The following is a 15,006-nucleotide window of genomic DNA, read 5'->3' on the forward strand; positions in this document are numbered from 1 at the left end:
AAATGATGTTCATACGAACGACTCGACACTGGTTAATGTCTGCAATGGCATTACTCGGTGTTAGCTTGTCTTCTCCCGCTGTGAGTGAAGAAAAAGATTCAGCCTTTGTTCCTTTCTATTTTAGTACTGAAACCATGGGTAATACCTTCGGGGTTGCTGGTGTCGCAAAGGGTGTTTGGCAACCTCAAGCTGCTCTGTTTGGCATGGCGCTTTATTCAGATAAAGACAGCTACGTCGGTTTCTTATCAGCCTTTAACTTCGCACTGTCTGAGAACGTGTTGTTCAGTACTCAGATGTACCAAGCTCGCTTTAACGAAAACCCGTATTACATTGGCTCTCAAGGCGATAATGATTCATCCATTGATGATAAAACCATTGCCGACGGCTTAGAAGAAAACTATCAGGTTGAGTTTAAGTATCTGCTGCCTTGGGGCAATGTTGCAGAGCATGGCTTGCTAGGGGCTTTCCAACCTATCAAAGATGTGAGCTTTGCTTCCCCATTAGAGTCTGGTGTCAGTTCGATTGTCTTTACGCCTTTCTATACGGCTCGTGAGCTAGAAGGCTTAAACAATAGCGAACAGGCGACAGGTTTTAGTTTGGCGTTTGATTGGGATAACCGTGATAGCACACGCAACCCAACCAAGGGGTCTCATACCAATCTTGAGTTTACTACCGGCGCTGAAAGTTGGTCTAACGATGACTTATGGCTGAAGTGGACATTCCAAAACAGTCAGTATTTTGCATTGGGTCCTTTGGGGAACTTGTTCGACCAACAAGTCGTGGCATTTGATGTCTATACCGCTGACACACCTACGTGGGGCAACTGTTCAGGGCAAGATTGTGCTCGTCCACCCGAAACAGAACAAGCTCGACTCGGTGGCTTATATCGCTTAAGAGGTTATACCGGAGGCCGTTACCACGGTCGTTCTGCTATTCACTACTCTGCGGAATATCGAGTGCTTCCTGATTGGCAACCACTGGGCGATATCCCACTGATTAACTACTACGATTTGCCTTGGTGGCAGTGGGTGGCGTTTGCTGAAGTCGGCCGTGTTGCTGATGAGTACGATATCAAAACACTGCACACAGACATGAAATGGAGCCTAGGCGGGGCAGTTCGTTTCCAGGTTGAAGGCATTGTTGTACGTGCTGAATTAGCGCGAGGCGGTGATGAAGGGACCTTTAGGGTTATGATAAACCAGCCTTTCTAATTCTGGTTTTACCAACTCGACTCTCTTATATTTTTAAAGGGTGACACATAACTGTGTCACCCTTTTTGTTTTCTACCATTATGTTTGTTAAGCGGTATTTCACTGTTGATACTTAACGTTACTCACCTTGAATGGTCGCAATAACGGTACGGCTTCCACCACAATCTCGGTGTTCACCTAAGTAAATGCCCTGCCATGTCCCCAAAGCTAAACGACCATTGGTAATCGGAATTGTCACACTGGTGCCAAGTGTCGATGCTTTAATGTGAGCGGGCATATCATCATCACCTTCGTAGGTGTGCTTGTAGTAGGGGGCTCGTTCGGGCACAAACTTATTAAAGTGTGATTCCATATCGGTGCGAACAGTAGGGTCTGCGTTCTCATTTAGCGTAAGGCTAGCAGAAGTATGCTGAATGAATAGATGTAATAAACCAACAGACAGTGAATGGATATCGGATATCTGTTGTTCAATTTCATCAGTGATGAGATGAAATCCACGTTTTTGTACGTGTAGGTGTATCGTCTTCTGAATCCACATACGCCATCCTCTATAATGTATTTGGAAAAAAAGTGGTTTAACGCTATCTTTTGAACTTGAATTTATCAGGTTTCGCTCACATTTAATGATGTGAGCGCTAGAGTCAGTACCGATTCTGCTATCAGGAAATCTAATTCTGATTTATCTCAAGGTACCGCTCTTCATATGCGGCATAATACGTCGTGAAAAAAAATTACAAAGAATCTTTCAGTGGTGATGCGATTTGGTCATCATAGAAAAATATAAACTTTCGCCTAATCGGGGGTTCTATTCATCACTTTGGTGACGTCTAGAATAAAACCTACAGTAACATCGGGATAGATACCATGTTGAAAAATATCAACCCAACGCAAACACAAGCGTGGAAAGCTCTAACTGCACATTTTGAGTCTGCTCAAGATATGGATATGAAAGAGCTATTTGCTCAAGATGCAAAGCGTTTCGAGAGCTTTTCTACTCGTTTCGGTTCAGACATCTTAGTGGATTACTCTAAGAACCTTATCGACGCTGAAACTATGCAGCACCTACTTGCTCTTGCGAACGAGACTGAAGTTAAGTCTGCAATCGAAGCAATGTTCGGCGGTGATGCAATCAACAAGACTGAAGGTCGTTCAGTTCTCCACACTGCGTTACGTAACCGTAGCGACAAGCCAGTAATGGTTGATGGCAAAGACGTAATGCCAGCAGTGAATGCAGTACTAGCAAAAATGGAACTGTTCACACACCGTATCGTTTCTGGTGAGTGGAAAGGTTACACAGGTAAAGAGATCACTGATGTCGTCAACATCGGTATCGGCGGTTCAGACCTTGGTCCATACATGGTAACTGAAGCACTTACGCCATACAAAACTCGCCTAAACATGCACTTTGTTTCTAACGTAGACGGCACTCACATCGTTGAGACACTTAAGCCTCTTAACCCAGAAACAACACTTTTCCTAGTGGCATCTAAGACATTTACCACTCAAGAAACAATGACGAACGCACACTCTGCGCGTGATTGGTTCTTGGCTGAAGCAGGCGACTCAGCACATGTTGCTAAGCACTTCGCAGCACTATCAACAAACGCGGCTTCAGTTGCTGAGTTTGGTATTGATACTGACAACATGTTCGAATTCTGGGATTGGGTAGGCGGTCGTTACTCACTATGGTCAGCGATCGGTCTTTCTATCTCACTATCTATCGGCTTCGATAACTTCGCTGAGCTACTCGATGGCGCACATGAGATGGATAACCACTTTGCTTCAACGGAATTTGAAAGCAACATTCCAGTGATCCTTGCGTTAATTGGTGTTTGGTACAACAACTTCCACGGCGCTGAGTCAGAAGCAATCCTACCTTACGATCAATACATGCACCGTTTTGCTGCTTACTTCCAGCAAGGTAATATGGAATCTAACGGTAAATTCGTTGACCGTGAAGGTAACCCAGTAGAATACCAAACAGGCCCTATCATCTGGGGTGAACCTGGTACAAACGGTCAGCACGCGTTCTACCAACTGATTCACCAAGGCACTAAGCTGATCCCATCAGACTTCATTGCTCCGGCTATCAGCCACAACCCAGCATCTGATCACCACCAGAAGCTAATGTCTAACTTCTTTGCTCAAACTGAAGCGCTAGCTTTCGGTAAGACAAAAGAGACAGTAGAAGCTGAATTCCTAGCGGCTGGCAAAACAGCTGAAGAAGTTGCTGAGCTAGTACCTTTCAAAGTATTTGAAGGTAACCGCCCAACGAACTCTATTCTTGTTAAGCAAATCAACCCTCGCTCTTTAGGTAACCTAATCGCGATGTACGAGCACAAGATCTTCGTTCAAGGCGTTATCTGGAACATCTTCAGCTTCGACCAATGGGGCGTAGAACTTGGTAAGCAACTAGCAAACCAAATTCTTCCAGAGCTTGCAGACGATGCACAAGTAACGTCTCACGACAGCTCTACTAACGGTCTAATCAACGCATTTAAAGCGCTGAAAGCTTAAGACTGTTTAAGTAACACCAAGTAATAATTGTAAACGCCAACCTTTCGGTTGGCGTTTTTTATGTCCGTTGATTTACGGCAATAAAAAAAGGCTGACGTATGTACGTCAGCCTTTCGCTTTTTATTTAGTCGATTGTCTCTATTCGAAACAGATCTCGATGAAAGCATTACCCCACTGAGATGAGAAAGGCATGATGATGATTGCGCCTTCACACTTGTGACGAATAGTATGGCCTTTACCTGAAACCACGATTGGCGTTGCCATATCGAAGTCAAAGCCGCTTTCTGCAAGAATACGCTTTGCGCCACCGGTTACCATGTTAGTGATTTCACCCACCATGTCGGTCACTTCTTCGTTCAAACCGTTTGGTCGTTCACCTAGCATGTTTTCCATGATTTCTAGAGCAAGCCCTTCATCAAAGGTGATCGACATTGAGCCACGAGACTGTGTACCAACCATACCAATTAGGCCGGACACATCACCACGAGCGATTTCATCTTTCTTCACTCTTGGTTTCTGAGGCTTTAATTCTAGAGATGCCATCGTTTTTAGTACGTTCATCAAAGAAGCTAAAAACGGGTTTACAAATTCAGCGCGCATAATGTTCTTCTATAATCTTATTCTTTCATTTCGGAGGAGCAAGTTTGGCAAATGCCATGTGATTCAATGACATGGTTGGTCAACTTGAATCCATGCTGCTCGGCGTTACTCGCGAGTAGGGCGACAAGCGCATCGTCTTGTAATTCTATCACAGTGCCACATTTATCGCAGATCAGTAATTGGGAAAAATGCGTGTTGGCATTGCAAGAGCAGCAGCATATAAAGCTATTCGTTGACTCAACTCGGTGAATGAACCCTTGCTCTAACAAAAAATCCAAAGCGCGATAAACTGTAGGAGGCTTGGCTTGCGGTTCACTGACTTTCAATTGCTCTAATAATTCATAAGCACTGGAGGCTTTTTTATTAGATAGGATAAGCTCAAACACTCGCTTTCTTTGGGGTGTTAGCCTAACACCTCGCGATACGCATATCCCTTCAACTTGCTCTATTAATGTGTGGTCCAAATTTTTCACCGTTCAATCAAACATCCCCATTTAGCCCCTATTGCTAGGTAACCTTGTTTGAGGAGACATTGATTTTATTAAAGTCAGGTACAGAGCGTATTGTGACCTACGACTTTGAATAAGACAAGGTAACTCAAAACGACAGTGTGACTCAAGGCATAACTGATTAATCAAGCTGAATTAGAGATCTGGTGAATGAGTTTGAAAATATCAAGTGCAACAATGTGCTTATTGGGCGAGAGTTCTCAATCGACATTGGCCTGTCATCGGCTAAAAAGGGTTTAGTGTTATCTGGCGCAGGAGCGGTTTTGGCAGCTGGTCACCCTGAAGTTATCACCGCGAGCGTATCGGCAGACGGTGTTCAATTCGGTGGCATTATTGGCGCAAGTGCTCCAATAGTATTTGGCCTATGGGAAACCCTACGCAATGAGTTTAAGTAATGGCAGAGTATCAAACAATAATTGTTGCCGTTGTTAGTGCCTTGTCTAGTGAGGTGGGGGAGGTATTACACTTAAAACCGATGTTAAGTGGCTGCGCTTAATGATGGAAAAGATGGATGAGCGTTTGACGTATCTAGAACAAAAAAGCCCCTGAAAAGGGGCTTTTTTGTTGGTAATGTATATTTAAGCCATAGCGACATTCTCTGCAGTCTCAAAGGGCTTTTTTCGCTCAATTTCTCTACGTTGAATAACTTTAGCTATGCTTCTCAGGATGCTTTCTTTAGCGTTCAGAATAGTCACTTGTTTTACGAAGGCATCAAGACCATGCTTGGCCACTAATACGCCGAAAAGCTCATCGGAATATGATTCAGATATGGAGTTGACGGACTCTAGATCTACTTCAACTGCATCGCCAAACAGTATTGCTTCTTCAAGAGCCTTACGTTCTACCGAGGCTGTTCTTCTTGAAGCTAAATCACTTTTATTTATTGCTATTTTAGTTTTCATTATCATCCCCCCCTGAGTTGTTCCATCAACGCTAAGAGTTGTTCATCGACTGTATCGTTTATCTCTTCACAAAGTAAAGATAGCTTAAATTTACAGCTTATTGCAACGCCTTTCCAATAAGTTGGAAGCGTTTCTTGTACTCTTTCACCATCTTCATTGATATTTAAGAGGCATCTTCCAGAAGCGATTGTCAGCGTTCCTTGGAATTGTTCAATTAATCGAACCAAATGAGCTAAGCCCAAGCCTTGGTGGTGGTTTACTGTATAATCTGAACCAATACCACCACCGTAAGGAGAGTTACCTATGTGTTCTGGTGGTAATTGTTGAGCCCATGGGTCGCTGTCATCTGCATGCTTTGTTGAGTTCCCTTCTTCTATACACCAAAGCAACGCTTCTTGATCACATGTGATGCCGTGTAACTGAGCTTTGCCTGAACGTCTCATTTCTTCTAAGAAACCTAAGCCTTTATCCGCGATCGCAAACTCTAAGTGAAAGTCCGTCTTGTTAGTCCCAGGAACTGCGTTTTTTTGCGCCATAGAAAAGCCCGTTGATTGGCCATGTGACCATACATTGTCATGCAACTCGCCTACAACATGATACAGCTGAACTAACCCGTCGGGAGAAGGACCTTCAACGTTGTCAGTGAAATGACGTAAGCAGCTGTTTATAGATGTAGTTACATCGTCAGTTGCTTCTGCTGAACATAGCTGGGTTATAGGAGTGTAAGTTACTCCATTCTTTATTCTTACCGGTTCCGGACAATTCCAAAGGATATGGTTCAAACCTAAAGTTCTGAGGTATCCAGCTATTTTTGGATCACAGTCAAAATTACGCTCAGGAGTTCTCTTGTCTTTGAGGTACGCTGTTAGTGTTGATAAAAAACCCGGAGAATAAAAATCCTTAGCGAGATAGTAAGCGTTATATTCATGTTCGTAATCCTCTGGAATTTCTTTCAGAGCTTCGCTAAGTCCTTTTCCCATAGTGGCCTCTTGGTGTGCATATTAACTTTTTGACAATATTGGGTTGCCTAGAGTTACTTTCAAGGTCTTGTTTTTATTGATAATCTTGTCACCCATTTGTGTGGGGTTATTACTTTTTATTTATCAGTCGTTTAATGATTTCTTATGAAGGTTTGCTGGGAATGATTGAGTATAAACTTGCCAGAAAATATTTAGATATCTATGCCCAGTCACTTGAGCTACTTCTTCAATAGAGTAGCCCTTTCCAAACAACTGACTTGCTCCCTCTCTTCGTAGGTCGTGATACCTCAAATCCTCAATACCCAATTCGTTTCTCACTCGCTGAAAGCCTGCACTAACACTTCGTGAGTTGTAGGGAAAAATAAGTTGGTCTTTGTTCCTGAATGTTTTCGATTCCCTGTGTATAATCGCCGAATTATTTTTGACTACAATGTCCACTGTGAAGCGTGATTCACCGCTTTGAAGTGTTCTTTTTAATGCTAGATGCCTTCGTTCCACTCCATCAATACGTACTATAAGCGTACTGAGTGGGGGAGCTTGCGGCTGAACTAGCGAGTTTCTGTATATATATGCAGTGTATAGATTTTGAGTAACGCTTTATGAAACCTGACAATACCAGTAAATACGCGGCTAACCGCTTATCCGTTGCACCCATGTTGGATTGGACTGACCGCCACTGTCGTTACTTTCACCGTTTGCTATCTCAGCAGACGCTTCTGTACACGGAAATGGTCACAACTGGTGCGATCTTACATGGTAAGGGCGACTTTCTAGAGTATAACGAGCAAGAACACCCATTAGCACTTCAACTTGGTGGTTCAAACCCGGTTGATTTGGCGGCTTGTGCCAAGCTTGCTGGTGAGCGTGGTTATGATGAAGTGAACCTCAATGTAGGTTGTCCTTCAGACCGAGTTCAGAATGGTCGCTTTGGCGCTTGCCTAATGGCTGAGCCCGAGCTGGTGGCAGACTGTGTGTCAGCGATGAAAGAAGTCACAGATATTCCAATTACGGTAAAAACGCGTATTGGTATCGACGACCAAGATTCTTACGAGTTTCTGACTAAGTTTGTTTCTACTGTTTCTGAAAAGGGCGGTTGTGAGCAATTTACTATCCATGCGCGTAAGGCGTGGTTGAGTGGCCTTAGCCCGAAAGAGAACCGTGAGATCCCACCGCTAGATTACGATCGTGCATACCAAATCAAGAAAGACTTCTCAGATCTAGTGATTGCGGTAAATGGTGGCATTACTACATTAGAACAAACTAAAGAGCACTTGCAGCACCTTGATGGTGTGATGATTGGTCGTGAGGCATACCATAGCCCGTTTATCTTGGCTGAAGTTGATCAGCAGATCTTTGGTTTAGACACGCCAATCAAGAAGCGTTCACAAGTAGTTGAAGAGATGTACCCGTACATTGAGCGTCAGCTTTCGAATGGAGCGAGCCTTGGTCATATCTCTCGTCATATGCTGGGTTTGTTCCAAAGCATGCCGGGTGCAAGACAATGGCGTCGTTACATCAGTGAGAATGCACATAAGAAAGGCGCGGGCATTGAGGTGATTCAGACGGCATTGGCTAAGATCCCTAAAGAGCTAAACGTATAGACACCCTCAAGGTTAAAGCAAAAGCCAAGAACTAAAAGTTAAAAGCTTAAAGAACAAGGCTAAATTCGCCATTAGAGGCTAAATTTACCATTGTGAGTTTCCGAAAAGCCACGCATGAAGATGTGTGGCTTTTTATTTGCCTGATAAATAAGGAGTTTATGGTTGTATCTAACTTGGTATGGAAGCTGCAATGTTAGAAAGTAGGAAAGATAGGTCATGAACTCATTAGGGAGACCATTATGTTTGAATTAATCTTTGTTCTTATTTTCGTCGCAACTTTACTCGTTACTGGTATTACGTTTATGACGGTACTAGCGGCAACCGGAATCGCGTTAGCGGTCATGCTGGTCTTAGGTATGATGGGGGTTGTGTTTAAACTGCTGCCTTGGCTGATCGTGATTGCAGTGGGTGTGTGGTTTTTCAAAAACTATGTACACAGCTCTAACCAAAGACGTTATTAAGGTCATCGTGTCGTCAAATCTTTACTCGTCAGCGGTTTATCGTTTTAGAATTTAAGATGTGTGGTAGAATTTTCCCCAATAATCTATGAATGTGCATACAATTAGCACAACGATATGGAATTGGAGCTATCTCAAATGAATAAAATGCCATTAATTGCTTTAGTGGGAATGCTTTCTTTAAGCTCGGCAGTGTCCGCTGAAGAAGAGTTTTCTTACACGACTAAGATCGGTGCTGATATGTGGTGGGGAAGTACAAAGCTGAATGAAGCTAGGTCGAGTGACTCAAACTCACCTTCGTTGTATTTCGCATTTGAGCATAATGCCCCTAAGCTGCCAAATGCGAGTTTCCGCTACTCTACTGTTGATACAACATTGTTAGCGTTTGATAAGTATGACTACACGTTCTACTACACAATGTTGGATCACAAGTTGATGAACTTCGATGCGGGTGTGACATTTACTCAGTATGCAAACTCACATTACAAAGATCCGTACAGTTCGAAAACGACAAGTTTTGATGAGTTTACTTGGAGCTTCTACGGTAACGCAGAAATCAATGTCCCTAATACTCACCTTGATATCATTGGTACGATGGAATTTGGTGATAGCAATGGTATTAAGAGTACCGATTTGATGGCGGGAGTTCAGTACCGTATTCCAGTGGCAGATACTGAAATAGCACTTCGTGGTGGCTATCGTGTGATCGACCTTGATTCGGACAAATTCTTCTCTTCAGAGCTGAACAAACCTCTTGAGACAGACAAAGAACCGGATCCGTTAGATGACCCAAAGCCAGGGCCACCTAAATCGTTTGTTATGGTTGATGGTTGGTTTGCTGGCGTAGAAGTACGCTTTTAGGCAATTAAAACGAATCTAGAACGAAATTTAAGAACGTCACTTTATGAAGTGGCGTTTTTTTATATCTATTGGTTATACCCAAGCATCTTGAAGTTACTTGGGTATATACTTTTCTGGAATTAGTTAGCACATTCATCACTTTCGACCATCCTTAATACAGAGACCTAATTAGCGTCTATTCTTATAAGGTCTATGTTGTGAGGTCAAAGCAAGGGATGGAATATGACACTCAATGAATTACGAAATTTATATCGAGAAAATCTGTTGGTTGAAGCGATCATAGAGCCCTCAATTCAAGAGGGGTCTTGGGTTGTGGAGTTTCGCCATATGGGCGGTGGCTTTGTTTTGCTTACTGATGTTCATGGTGAAGAGTGTCATTACGCGGATTTAGACCTAGCATCTAAGTCGGCAATGGCGGTTGGCTTTCAACAAGTTCGTATTGAAAACCAGTAACTCAATTGACGTTTCAATCGGTTTTTACTTCCAAAAAGTTATAAAACATACTTTTCTATTCTTTCTTGTTATTAAAAGGAGTGGTTAATCTATCGTCACGCAATGATTAGGGATGTCGTGACCATGTCTTTAAATAAGAAAGAGTCTTCACAAAATAATAATGCACAGTCTGGGGCTAATGAGTTACCTGGGCTAGCAGCACCACTTAATGACCAACAATTGGGTCATCTTCAGCAAACTGTTTCTGAATTATCTTCTCAACAACTGGCATGGGTCAGTGGTTACCTTTGGGGTGTGAGCCAAACTCAGCCTGTGGGTGCCGCCGCGCCAATCGCTCAAGCAGCCGCTGCAGTAGCCGCAAAACCTGCGGGTAAGCTCAGCATTATCTTCGCATCCCAAACCGGTAATGCGAAAGGTGTCGCCGAATCGCTTGAGGCAGAAGCGAAAGCCTTAGGGATTGCTGTCGAGCTTTTCGATGCAAGTGATTATAAAGGTAAGAACCTAGCCAAAGAGACACACGTCATTTTTGTGGCTTCAACCAATGGTGAGGGCGAAGCCCCTGATAACGCTATTGAGTTGCATGAATTCCTTCAATCGAAGAAAGCGCCAAAATTATCAAACCTACAATACGGTGTGATCGGTTTAGGTGACTCAAGCTATGAGTTCTTCTGCCAAACGGCTAAAGACTTCGATAATTTCCTCACTAAGCTTGGTGCTAAATCGTTTGTCGACCGTCTTGATTGTGATGTTGATTACGAAGAGTCAGCAACGGAATGGCGCGCTAAAGCATTAGAGCAAGTAAAAGAGACGCTATCGACAGGCACTGAAGCCGATGTAGTTCAGTTGCCCGTCGGTCAAGCGGCTGCCGGTCATTCGCAATACACCAAGCAAAACCCATACACCGCGACACTATTAACGAGCCAAAAGATCACCGGTCGTGATTCGGGCAAAGATGTTCGTCATATCGAGATTGATCTTGATGAGTCGGGTATTACTTACCAACCGGGTGATGCGCTAGGCGTATGGTTTGAAAACAGTTCAGAACTCGCAAATCAAATTCTTTCTAAGGTTGGGCTGTCTGGTATCGAAAGTGTCGATGTCGATGGTGATAACTTGTCTGTGCATAGCGCACTCGTCAGCAAATTTGAGATTACCTCTTCAAACCCTCAGCTAGTGACTAAGTTTGCTGAGCTTTCGGGCAGCAAGAAGTTAATCAAGCTGGTGGAAGATAAAGACAAGCTTCGTGAATACGCGGGTAATACTCAAGTTGTCGATGTTTTAGCTGAGAAGAAAACCAAGCTATCGGCTGATGAATTGATTGGCCTACTACGTAAGTTAACTCCACGTCTCTACTCTATTGCGTCAAGCCAAGCAGAAGTAGATGAAGAAGTTCACTTGACGGTTGGTCTGGTTGAATACCAAAAGGGCGATGAATCTCGTCTGGGTGGCGCTTCAAGTTTCTTAGCTCAACGCCTTGAAGAAGGTGGTGAAGTGAAGGTGTTTGTAGAGAACAACAATAACTTCAAACTGCCGCAAGACGACAACACACCAATCATCATGGTTGGCCCGGGTACAGGTATCGCACCTTTCCGTAGTTTTGTTCAAGAGCGTGAAAACAATGACGCTGAAGGTAAAAGCTGGTTGTTCTTTGGTGACCGTACCTTTACTCAAGATTTCTTATATCAAGTTGAATGGCAGAGGTATCTTAAATCTGGTGCATTAACCAAGCTTGATGTTGCGTTTAGTCGTGATCAAAAAGAAAAGGTTTATGTTCAAGACCGATTAATTGAGCAGGCAGAGCAGGTTTGGCAATGGCTTCAAGAGGGCGCGTACCTCTATGTATGTGGCGATGCAACTCGAATGGCAAAAGATGTCCATGAAGCGTTAGTTACGATAGCGGAAAAACATGGCAACCAGAGCCGCGAACAAGCTGAACAATATATTAATGATTTACGCAAAGCGAAACGTTACCAAAGGGATGTGTACTAATGAGCAAGCAAGTAATAGAGCAAGAAGTGCTAGGTCAAGTACTGGGACCTTTGGCTGACAATGAACGTCTGAAGCGTGAAAGTAAAAACCTTCGCGGTACGATTGAACAAGATCTTCAAGACCGTATCACTGGTGGTTTTACCGCAGATAACTTTCAACTGATCCGTTTCCACGGTATGTATCAACAAGACGACCGTGATATTCGTAACGAACGTACCAAGCAAAAGTTAGAACCTTTACATAATGTAATGCTACGTGCGCGTATGCCTGGCGGCATCATCACTCCTAAGCAGTGGTTGGCGATTGATAAATTCGCAGATGAAAGTACCTCTTACGGTTCAATTCGTCTAACAACACGTCAAACTTTCCAGTTCCACGGTGTGTTGAAGCCAAACATTAAGTTAATGCACCAAACACTAAACAGTATTGGTATAGATTCAATCGCTACTGCGGGTGACGTAAACCGAAATGTTTTGTGTACCACAAACCCGGTAGAGTCCGAGCTACACCAAGAAGCTTATGAGTGGGCGAAAAAGATCAGTGAACACCTATTACCTAAGACACGTGCTTATGCTGAGATCTGGTTAGATGGTGAAAAGCTCGCAACAACAGATGAAGAACCTATCTTAGGTAGTAATTACTTACCGCGTAAGTTCAAGACGACGGTTGTAATTCCTCCACAAAATGACGTAGATGTTCATGCTAACGATCTTAACTTTATCGCGATTGCTAAAGACGGAAAGCTGGTGGGCTTTAACGTATTAGTGGGCGGTGGTCTTGCTATGACGCACGGCGATACTTCTACTTATGCACGTAAAGCTGACGATTTCGGTTTTGTGCCATTAGAGAAAACGTTAGATGTCGCCGCTGCGGTGGTAACGACTCAGCGTGATTGGGGTAACCGTTCAAACCGTAAGAATGCCAAAACCAAATACACACTCGATCGTGTTGGTATTGATGTATTCAAAGCAGAAGTAGAAAAACGTGCAGGCGTTGAGTTTTCTGAAAGTCGTCCTTATGAGTTTACTGGCCGTGGCGACCGTATCGGTTGGGCGGAAGGCATTGATGGTAAGCACCACTTAGCGTTATTCATCGAAAATGGTCGTTTACTTGATTTTCCGGGTAAAGCGCTGAAAACAGGTGTTGCTGAAATAGCGAAGATCCACAAAGGTGACTTCCGCATGACAGCGAACCAAAATCTCATTGTTGCAGGTGTACCTAAGAGCCAAAAGGCACAAATTGAAAAGCTGGCACGTCAATACGGTCTGATGGATGATGCCGTTTCAGAACAGCGCAAGAACTCAATGGCGTGTGTGGCATTCCCAACATGTCCGTTAGCAATGGCAGAAGCCGAACGTTTTCTTCCTGAGTTTGTAACGGATGTTGAAGACATTCTGAAGAAACACGGGTTACCAGAAGAAGATAACATCATCCTTCGTATTACAGGCTGTCCAAACGGCTGTGGTCGTGCAATGTTGGCTGAACTGGGTTTAGTCGGCAAGGCTCCGGGGCGTTACAACATGCACTTAGGTGGCAACAAAGCCGGAACTCGTATCCCGAAGATGTATAAAGAGAACATCGCGTCAGCTCAGATTTTAGAAGAGATTGATTCGCTGGTGGGACGTTGGGCTACAGAACGAACGGATAATGAAGGGTTCGGTGATTTTACAATCCGAGCTGGCATCATCGAAGAGGTGATCATTTCAAAGAGGGATCTGCATGCATAATTCTGTCGCTTCAAAACTGAAGTTAGCAGAGCTACTCGCATTGACTAAGACGGAGCAGATACTTCGTCTTGGACAAATTAATGCTGAGTTAGAGCAGCTAACCGCATTAGAAAGAGTGAAGTGGGCTCTGGAAAACTTAGAAGGAACACATGTGGTGTCTTCTAGTTTCGGAATCCAAGCGGCGTTGATGCTGCACTTAGTGACTCAAGCAAAACCAGATATTCCGGTTATTCTTACGGACACTGGGTATCTATTCCCGGAAACGTATCGATTTATCGATGAGTTAAGTCAGAAGTTGACTCTAAACCTTCAAGTTTTTCGTTCTCAGCAGAGCCCTAATTGGCAAGAAGCGCAATATGGCAAACTTTGGGATCAAGGTATAGAAGGGATAGAGAAGTACAACAAGCTTAATAAAGTTGAACCGATGAGAAGAGCGTTGGATGAACTAGAGGCAGGCACTTGGTTTTCTGGGTTGAGAAGAGAGCAATCTCAATCGCGTGCAAACTTACCTATCTTATCTATCCAAAATGGTGTGTTTAAGTTCTTGCCAGTAATTGATTGGACAAATAAAGATGTTCATTATTACTTAGAGGAGCATGGTCTCAGTTACCACCCACTTCGCGATCAGGGGTACCTTTCTGTTGGAGATACTCATACTACTAAGAAATGGGAACCGGGTATGACTGAAGAAGAAACCCGTTTTAATGGTCTAAAACGAGAATGTGGTCTCCATGAAGACGATGGAGAGCAATATGGCTCTGGGATTTAGACTCATTGCCATTTAAAAAGCTGCCATAAGGCAGTTTTTTTGTTTTCTAGGGTGAAAATTAGAGCAATTGTGGATAAGTCTGTGGTTATTCTGTAGGTACTTTGTAGTTAAACTTGCACAAATAAGGATTTGAGTGTTTATTCGTCATCTAACCGTTATTTTTACATTTTTCTTTAATAAACACTTGCCAATGTGAGGAACATCTCTATAATGCCGCCTCACTGACACGGTAGACGCCACAAGGCTTCAGCGAAGAATGTTAGTAAGGCAACTAGCTTTAAGCGATAATTCGCTTCTACTTTTAGAAAGTAGAAATTAATTTTCAAAAGTGTTTGACACTGAGAATTAAAACGCTAGAATAGCCGCCTCTTCCGAAGTGATGTAAGTCACAACGAAGAGAAGCTCTTTAACAATTTAAACCTATCAATC

Annotated in this window: 16 protein-coding genes; 10 read left to right on the plus strand and 6 right to left on the minus strand. The window is 43.4% G+C overall.

Translation table 11 applies throughout. The features are described 5' to 3' along the window. Positions 1–5 precede the first annotated feature (5 nt). Complete coding sequence (locus tag ACED53_RS15650; RefSeq protein ID WP_032499458.1) at positions 6–1,211, plus strand: BamA/TamA family outer membrane protein; 1,206 nt, start codon at positions 6–8, stop codon at positions 1,209–1,211. 118 nt (positions 1,212–1,329) lie between these two features. On the opposite strand, the gene ACED53_RS15655 is transcribed toward ACED53_RS15650, so the two are convergent. After that, positions 1,330–1,749: a secondary thiamine-phosphate synthase enzyme YjbQ gene (locus tag ACED53_RS15655; RefSeq protein ID WP_017101851.1), complete on the minus strand. Its 420-nt coding sequence runs from the start codon at positions 1,747–1,749 to the stop codon at positions 1,330–1,332. 326 nt (positions 1,750–2,075) lie between these two features. On the opposite strand from ACED53_RS15655, the gene pgi reads away from it, so the two are divergent. Next, a complete protein-coding gene (gene pgi, locus ACED53_RS15660; RefSeq protein WP_017101850.1) occupies positions 2,076–3,728 on the plus strand; it encodes a glucose-6-phosphate isomerase in 1,653 nt (550 codons plus the stop codon). 138 nt (positions 3,729–3,866) lie between these two features. On the opposite strand, the gene ACED53_RS15665 is transcribed toward pgi, so the two are convergent. Both ACED53_RS15665 and zur read right to left on the minus strand, forming a co-directional pair. Next, on the minus strand, positions 3,867–4,328 hold the full coding sequence (locus ACED53_RS15665; RefSeq protein ID WP_009847897.1) for a chemotaxis protein CheX: 462 nt from the start codon (positions 4,326–4,328) through the stop codon (positions 3,867–3,869). Between the two features lie 17 nt (positions 4,329–4,345). Further along, positions 4,346–4,801 (minus strand): zinc uptake transcriptional repressor Zur, encoded by a 456-nt coding sequence (gene zur / locus ACED53_RS15670; protein WP_012603115.1) that lies wholly within the window; start codon positions 4,799–4,801, stop codon positions 4,346–4,348. A 251-nt stretch (positions 4,802–5,052) separates the two neighbouring features. On the opposite strand from zur, the gene ACED53_RS15675 reads away from it, so the two are divergent. Then, a complete protein-coding gene (locus ACED53_RS15675) occupies positions 5,053–5,232 on the plus strand; it encodes a hypothetical protein (protein ID WP_029225597.1) in 180 nt (59 codons plus the stop codon). Between the two features lie 183 nt (positions 5,233–5,415). Here the strand turns inward: ACED53_RS15675 and ACED53_RS15680 are convergent, their stop codons facing one another. The 3 genes from ACED53_RS15680 to ACED53_RS15690 form a co-directional block, all read right to left on the minus strand. Continuing rightward, complete coding sequence (locus ACED53_RS15680) at positions 5,416–5,739, minus strand: STAS-like domain-containing protein (RefSeq protein WP_232281817.1); 324 nt, start codon at positions 5,737–5,739, stop codon at positions 5,416–5,418. 2 nt (positions 5,740–5,741) lie between these two features. Beyond that, positions 5,742–6,719: a hypothetical protein gene (locus ACED53_RS15685; RefSeq protein ID WP_009847901.1), complete on the minus strand. Its 978-nt coding sequence runs from the start codon at positions 6,717–6,719 to the stop codon at positions 5,742–5,744. A gap of 123 nt (positions 6,720–6,842) precedes the next feature. Then, the gene (locus tag ACED53_RS15690; protein WP_017101848.1) at positions 6,843–7,157 is read right to left on the minus strand and encodes a tyrosine-type recombinase/integrase; all 315 of its coding nucleotides are present in this window, start codon (positions 7,155–7,157) and stop codon (positions 6,843–6,845) included. A gap of 161 nt (positions 7,158–7,318) precedes the next feature. On the opposite strand from ACED53_RS15690, the gene dusA reads away from it, so the two are divergent. From dusA to ACED53_RS15725, 7 genes are all read left to right on the plus strand, one after another. Further along, positions 7,319–8,320, plus strand: coding sequence for a tRNA dihydrouridine(20/20a) synthase DusA (dusA, locus tag ACED53_RS15695; RefSeq protein WP_009847903.1), 1,002 nt, complete (start codon positions 7,319–7,321; stop codon positions 8,318–8,320). Positions 8,321–8,559: 239 nt separating this feature from the next. Beyond that, positions 8,560–8,781 carry an envelope stress response protein PspG gene (gene pspG / locus ACED53_RS15700; RefSeq protein WP_009847904.1) on the plus strand — a complete coding sequence of 74 codons (222 nt, stop codon included), beginning with the start codon at positions 8,560–8,562 and terminating at the stop codon, positions 8,779–8,781. A 135-nt stretch (positions 8,782–8,916) separates the two neighbouring features. Then, positions 8,917–9,639 (plus strand): TIGR04219 family outer membrane beta-barrel protein, encoded by a 723-nt coding sequence (locus tag ACED53_RS15705; protein WP_081326142.1) that lies wholly within the window; start codon positions 8,917–8,919, stop codon positions 9,637–9,639. 222 nt (positions 9,640–9,861) lie between these two features. After that, a complete protein-coding gene (locus ACED53_RS15710; protein ID WP_004735813.1) occupies positions 9,862–10,092 on the plus strand; it encodes a hypothetical protein in 231 nt (76 codons plus the stop codon). Between the two features lie 123 nt (positions 10,093–10,215). Beyond that, positions 10,216–12,081, plus strand: coding sequence for an assimilatory sulfite reductase (NADPH) flavoprotein subunit (locus ACED53_RS15715; RefSeq protein ID WP_032499456.1), 1,866 nt, complete (start codon positions 10,216–10,218; stop codon positions 12,079–12,081). Next, complete coding sequence (gene cysI, locus ACED53_RS15720; protein ID WP_017101845.1) at positions 12,081–13,808, plus strand: assimilatory sulfite reductase (NADPH) hemoprotein subunit; 1,728 nt, start codon at positions 12,081–12,083, stop codon at positions 13,806–13,808. The genes ACED53_RS15715 and cysI overlap by 1 nt, the downstream gene beginning before the upstream one ends. Beyond that, positions 13,801–14,577, plus strand: coding sequence for a phosphoadenylyl-sulfate reductase (locus ACED53_RS15725; protein ID WP_017101844.1), 777 nt, complete (start codon positions 13,801–13,803; stop codon positions 14,575–14,577). Before cysI ends, ACED53_RS15725 begins: the two co-directional genes overlap by 8 nt. Positions 14,578–15,006 lie beyond the last annotated feature (429 nt).

The sequence above is a fragment of the Vibrio sp. 1F169 genome (assembly GCF_041439605.1).
GTDB lineage: Bacteria > Pseudomonadota > Gammaproteobacteria > Enterobacterales > Vibrionaceae > Vibrio > Vibrio tasmaniensis_A.

Bases quoted from the DNA above. Each gene is read 5' to 3' on its own strand.
- ACED53_RS15650 (WP_032499458.1), top strand. From the start codon at position 6: ATGTTCATACGAACGACTCGACACTGGTTAATGTCTGCAATGGCATTA.
- ACED53_RS15655 (WP_017101851.1), bottom strand. From the start codon at position 1,749: ATGTGGATTCAGAAGACGATACACCTACACGTACAAAAACGTGGATTT.
- pgi (WP_017101850.1), top strand. From the start codon at position 2,076: ATGTTGAAAAATATCAACCCAACGCAAACACAAGCGTGGAAAGCTCTA.
- ACED53_RS15665 (WP_009847897.1), bottom strand. From the start codon at position 4,328: ATGCGCGCTGAATTTGTAAACCCGTTTTTAGCTTCTTTGATGAACGTA.
- ACED53_RS15680 (WP_232281817.1), bottom strand. From the start codon at position 5,739: ATGAAAACTAAAATAGCAATAAATAAAAGTGATTTAGCTTCAAGAAGA.
- ACED53_RS15685 (WP_009847901.1), bottom strand. From the start codon at position 6,719: ATGGGAAAAGGACTTAGCGAAGCTCTGAAAGAAATTCCAGAGGATTAC.
- dusA (WP_009847903.1), top strand. From the start codon at position 7,319: ATGAAACCTGACAATACCAGTAAATACGCGGCTAACCGCTTATCCGTT.
- pspG (WP_009847904.1), top strand. From the start codon at position 8,560: ATGTTTGAATTAATCTTTGTTCTTATTTTCGTCGCAACTTTACTCGTT.
- ACED53_RS15705 (WP_081326142.1), top strand. From the start codon at position 8,917: ATGAATAAAATGCCATTAATTGCTTTAGTGGGAATGCTTTCTTTAAGC.
- ACED53_RS15710 (WP_004735813.1), top strand. From the start codon at position 9,862: ATGACACTCAATGAATTACGAAATTTATATCGAGAAAATCTGTTGGTT.
- ACED53_RS15715 (WP_032499456.1), top strand. From the start codon at position 10,216: ATGTCTTTAAATAAGAAAGAGTCTTCACAAAATAATAATGCACAGTCT.
- cysI (WP_017101845.1), top strand. From the start codon at position 12,081: ATGAGCAAGCAAGTAATAGAGCAAGAAGTGCTAGGTCAAGTACTGGGA.
- ACED53_RS15725 (WP_017101844.1), top strand. From the start codon at position 13,801: ATGCATAATTCTGTCGCTTCAAAACTGAAGTTAGCAGAGCTACTCGCA.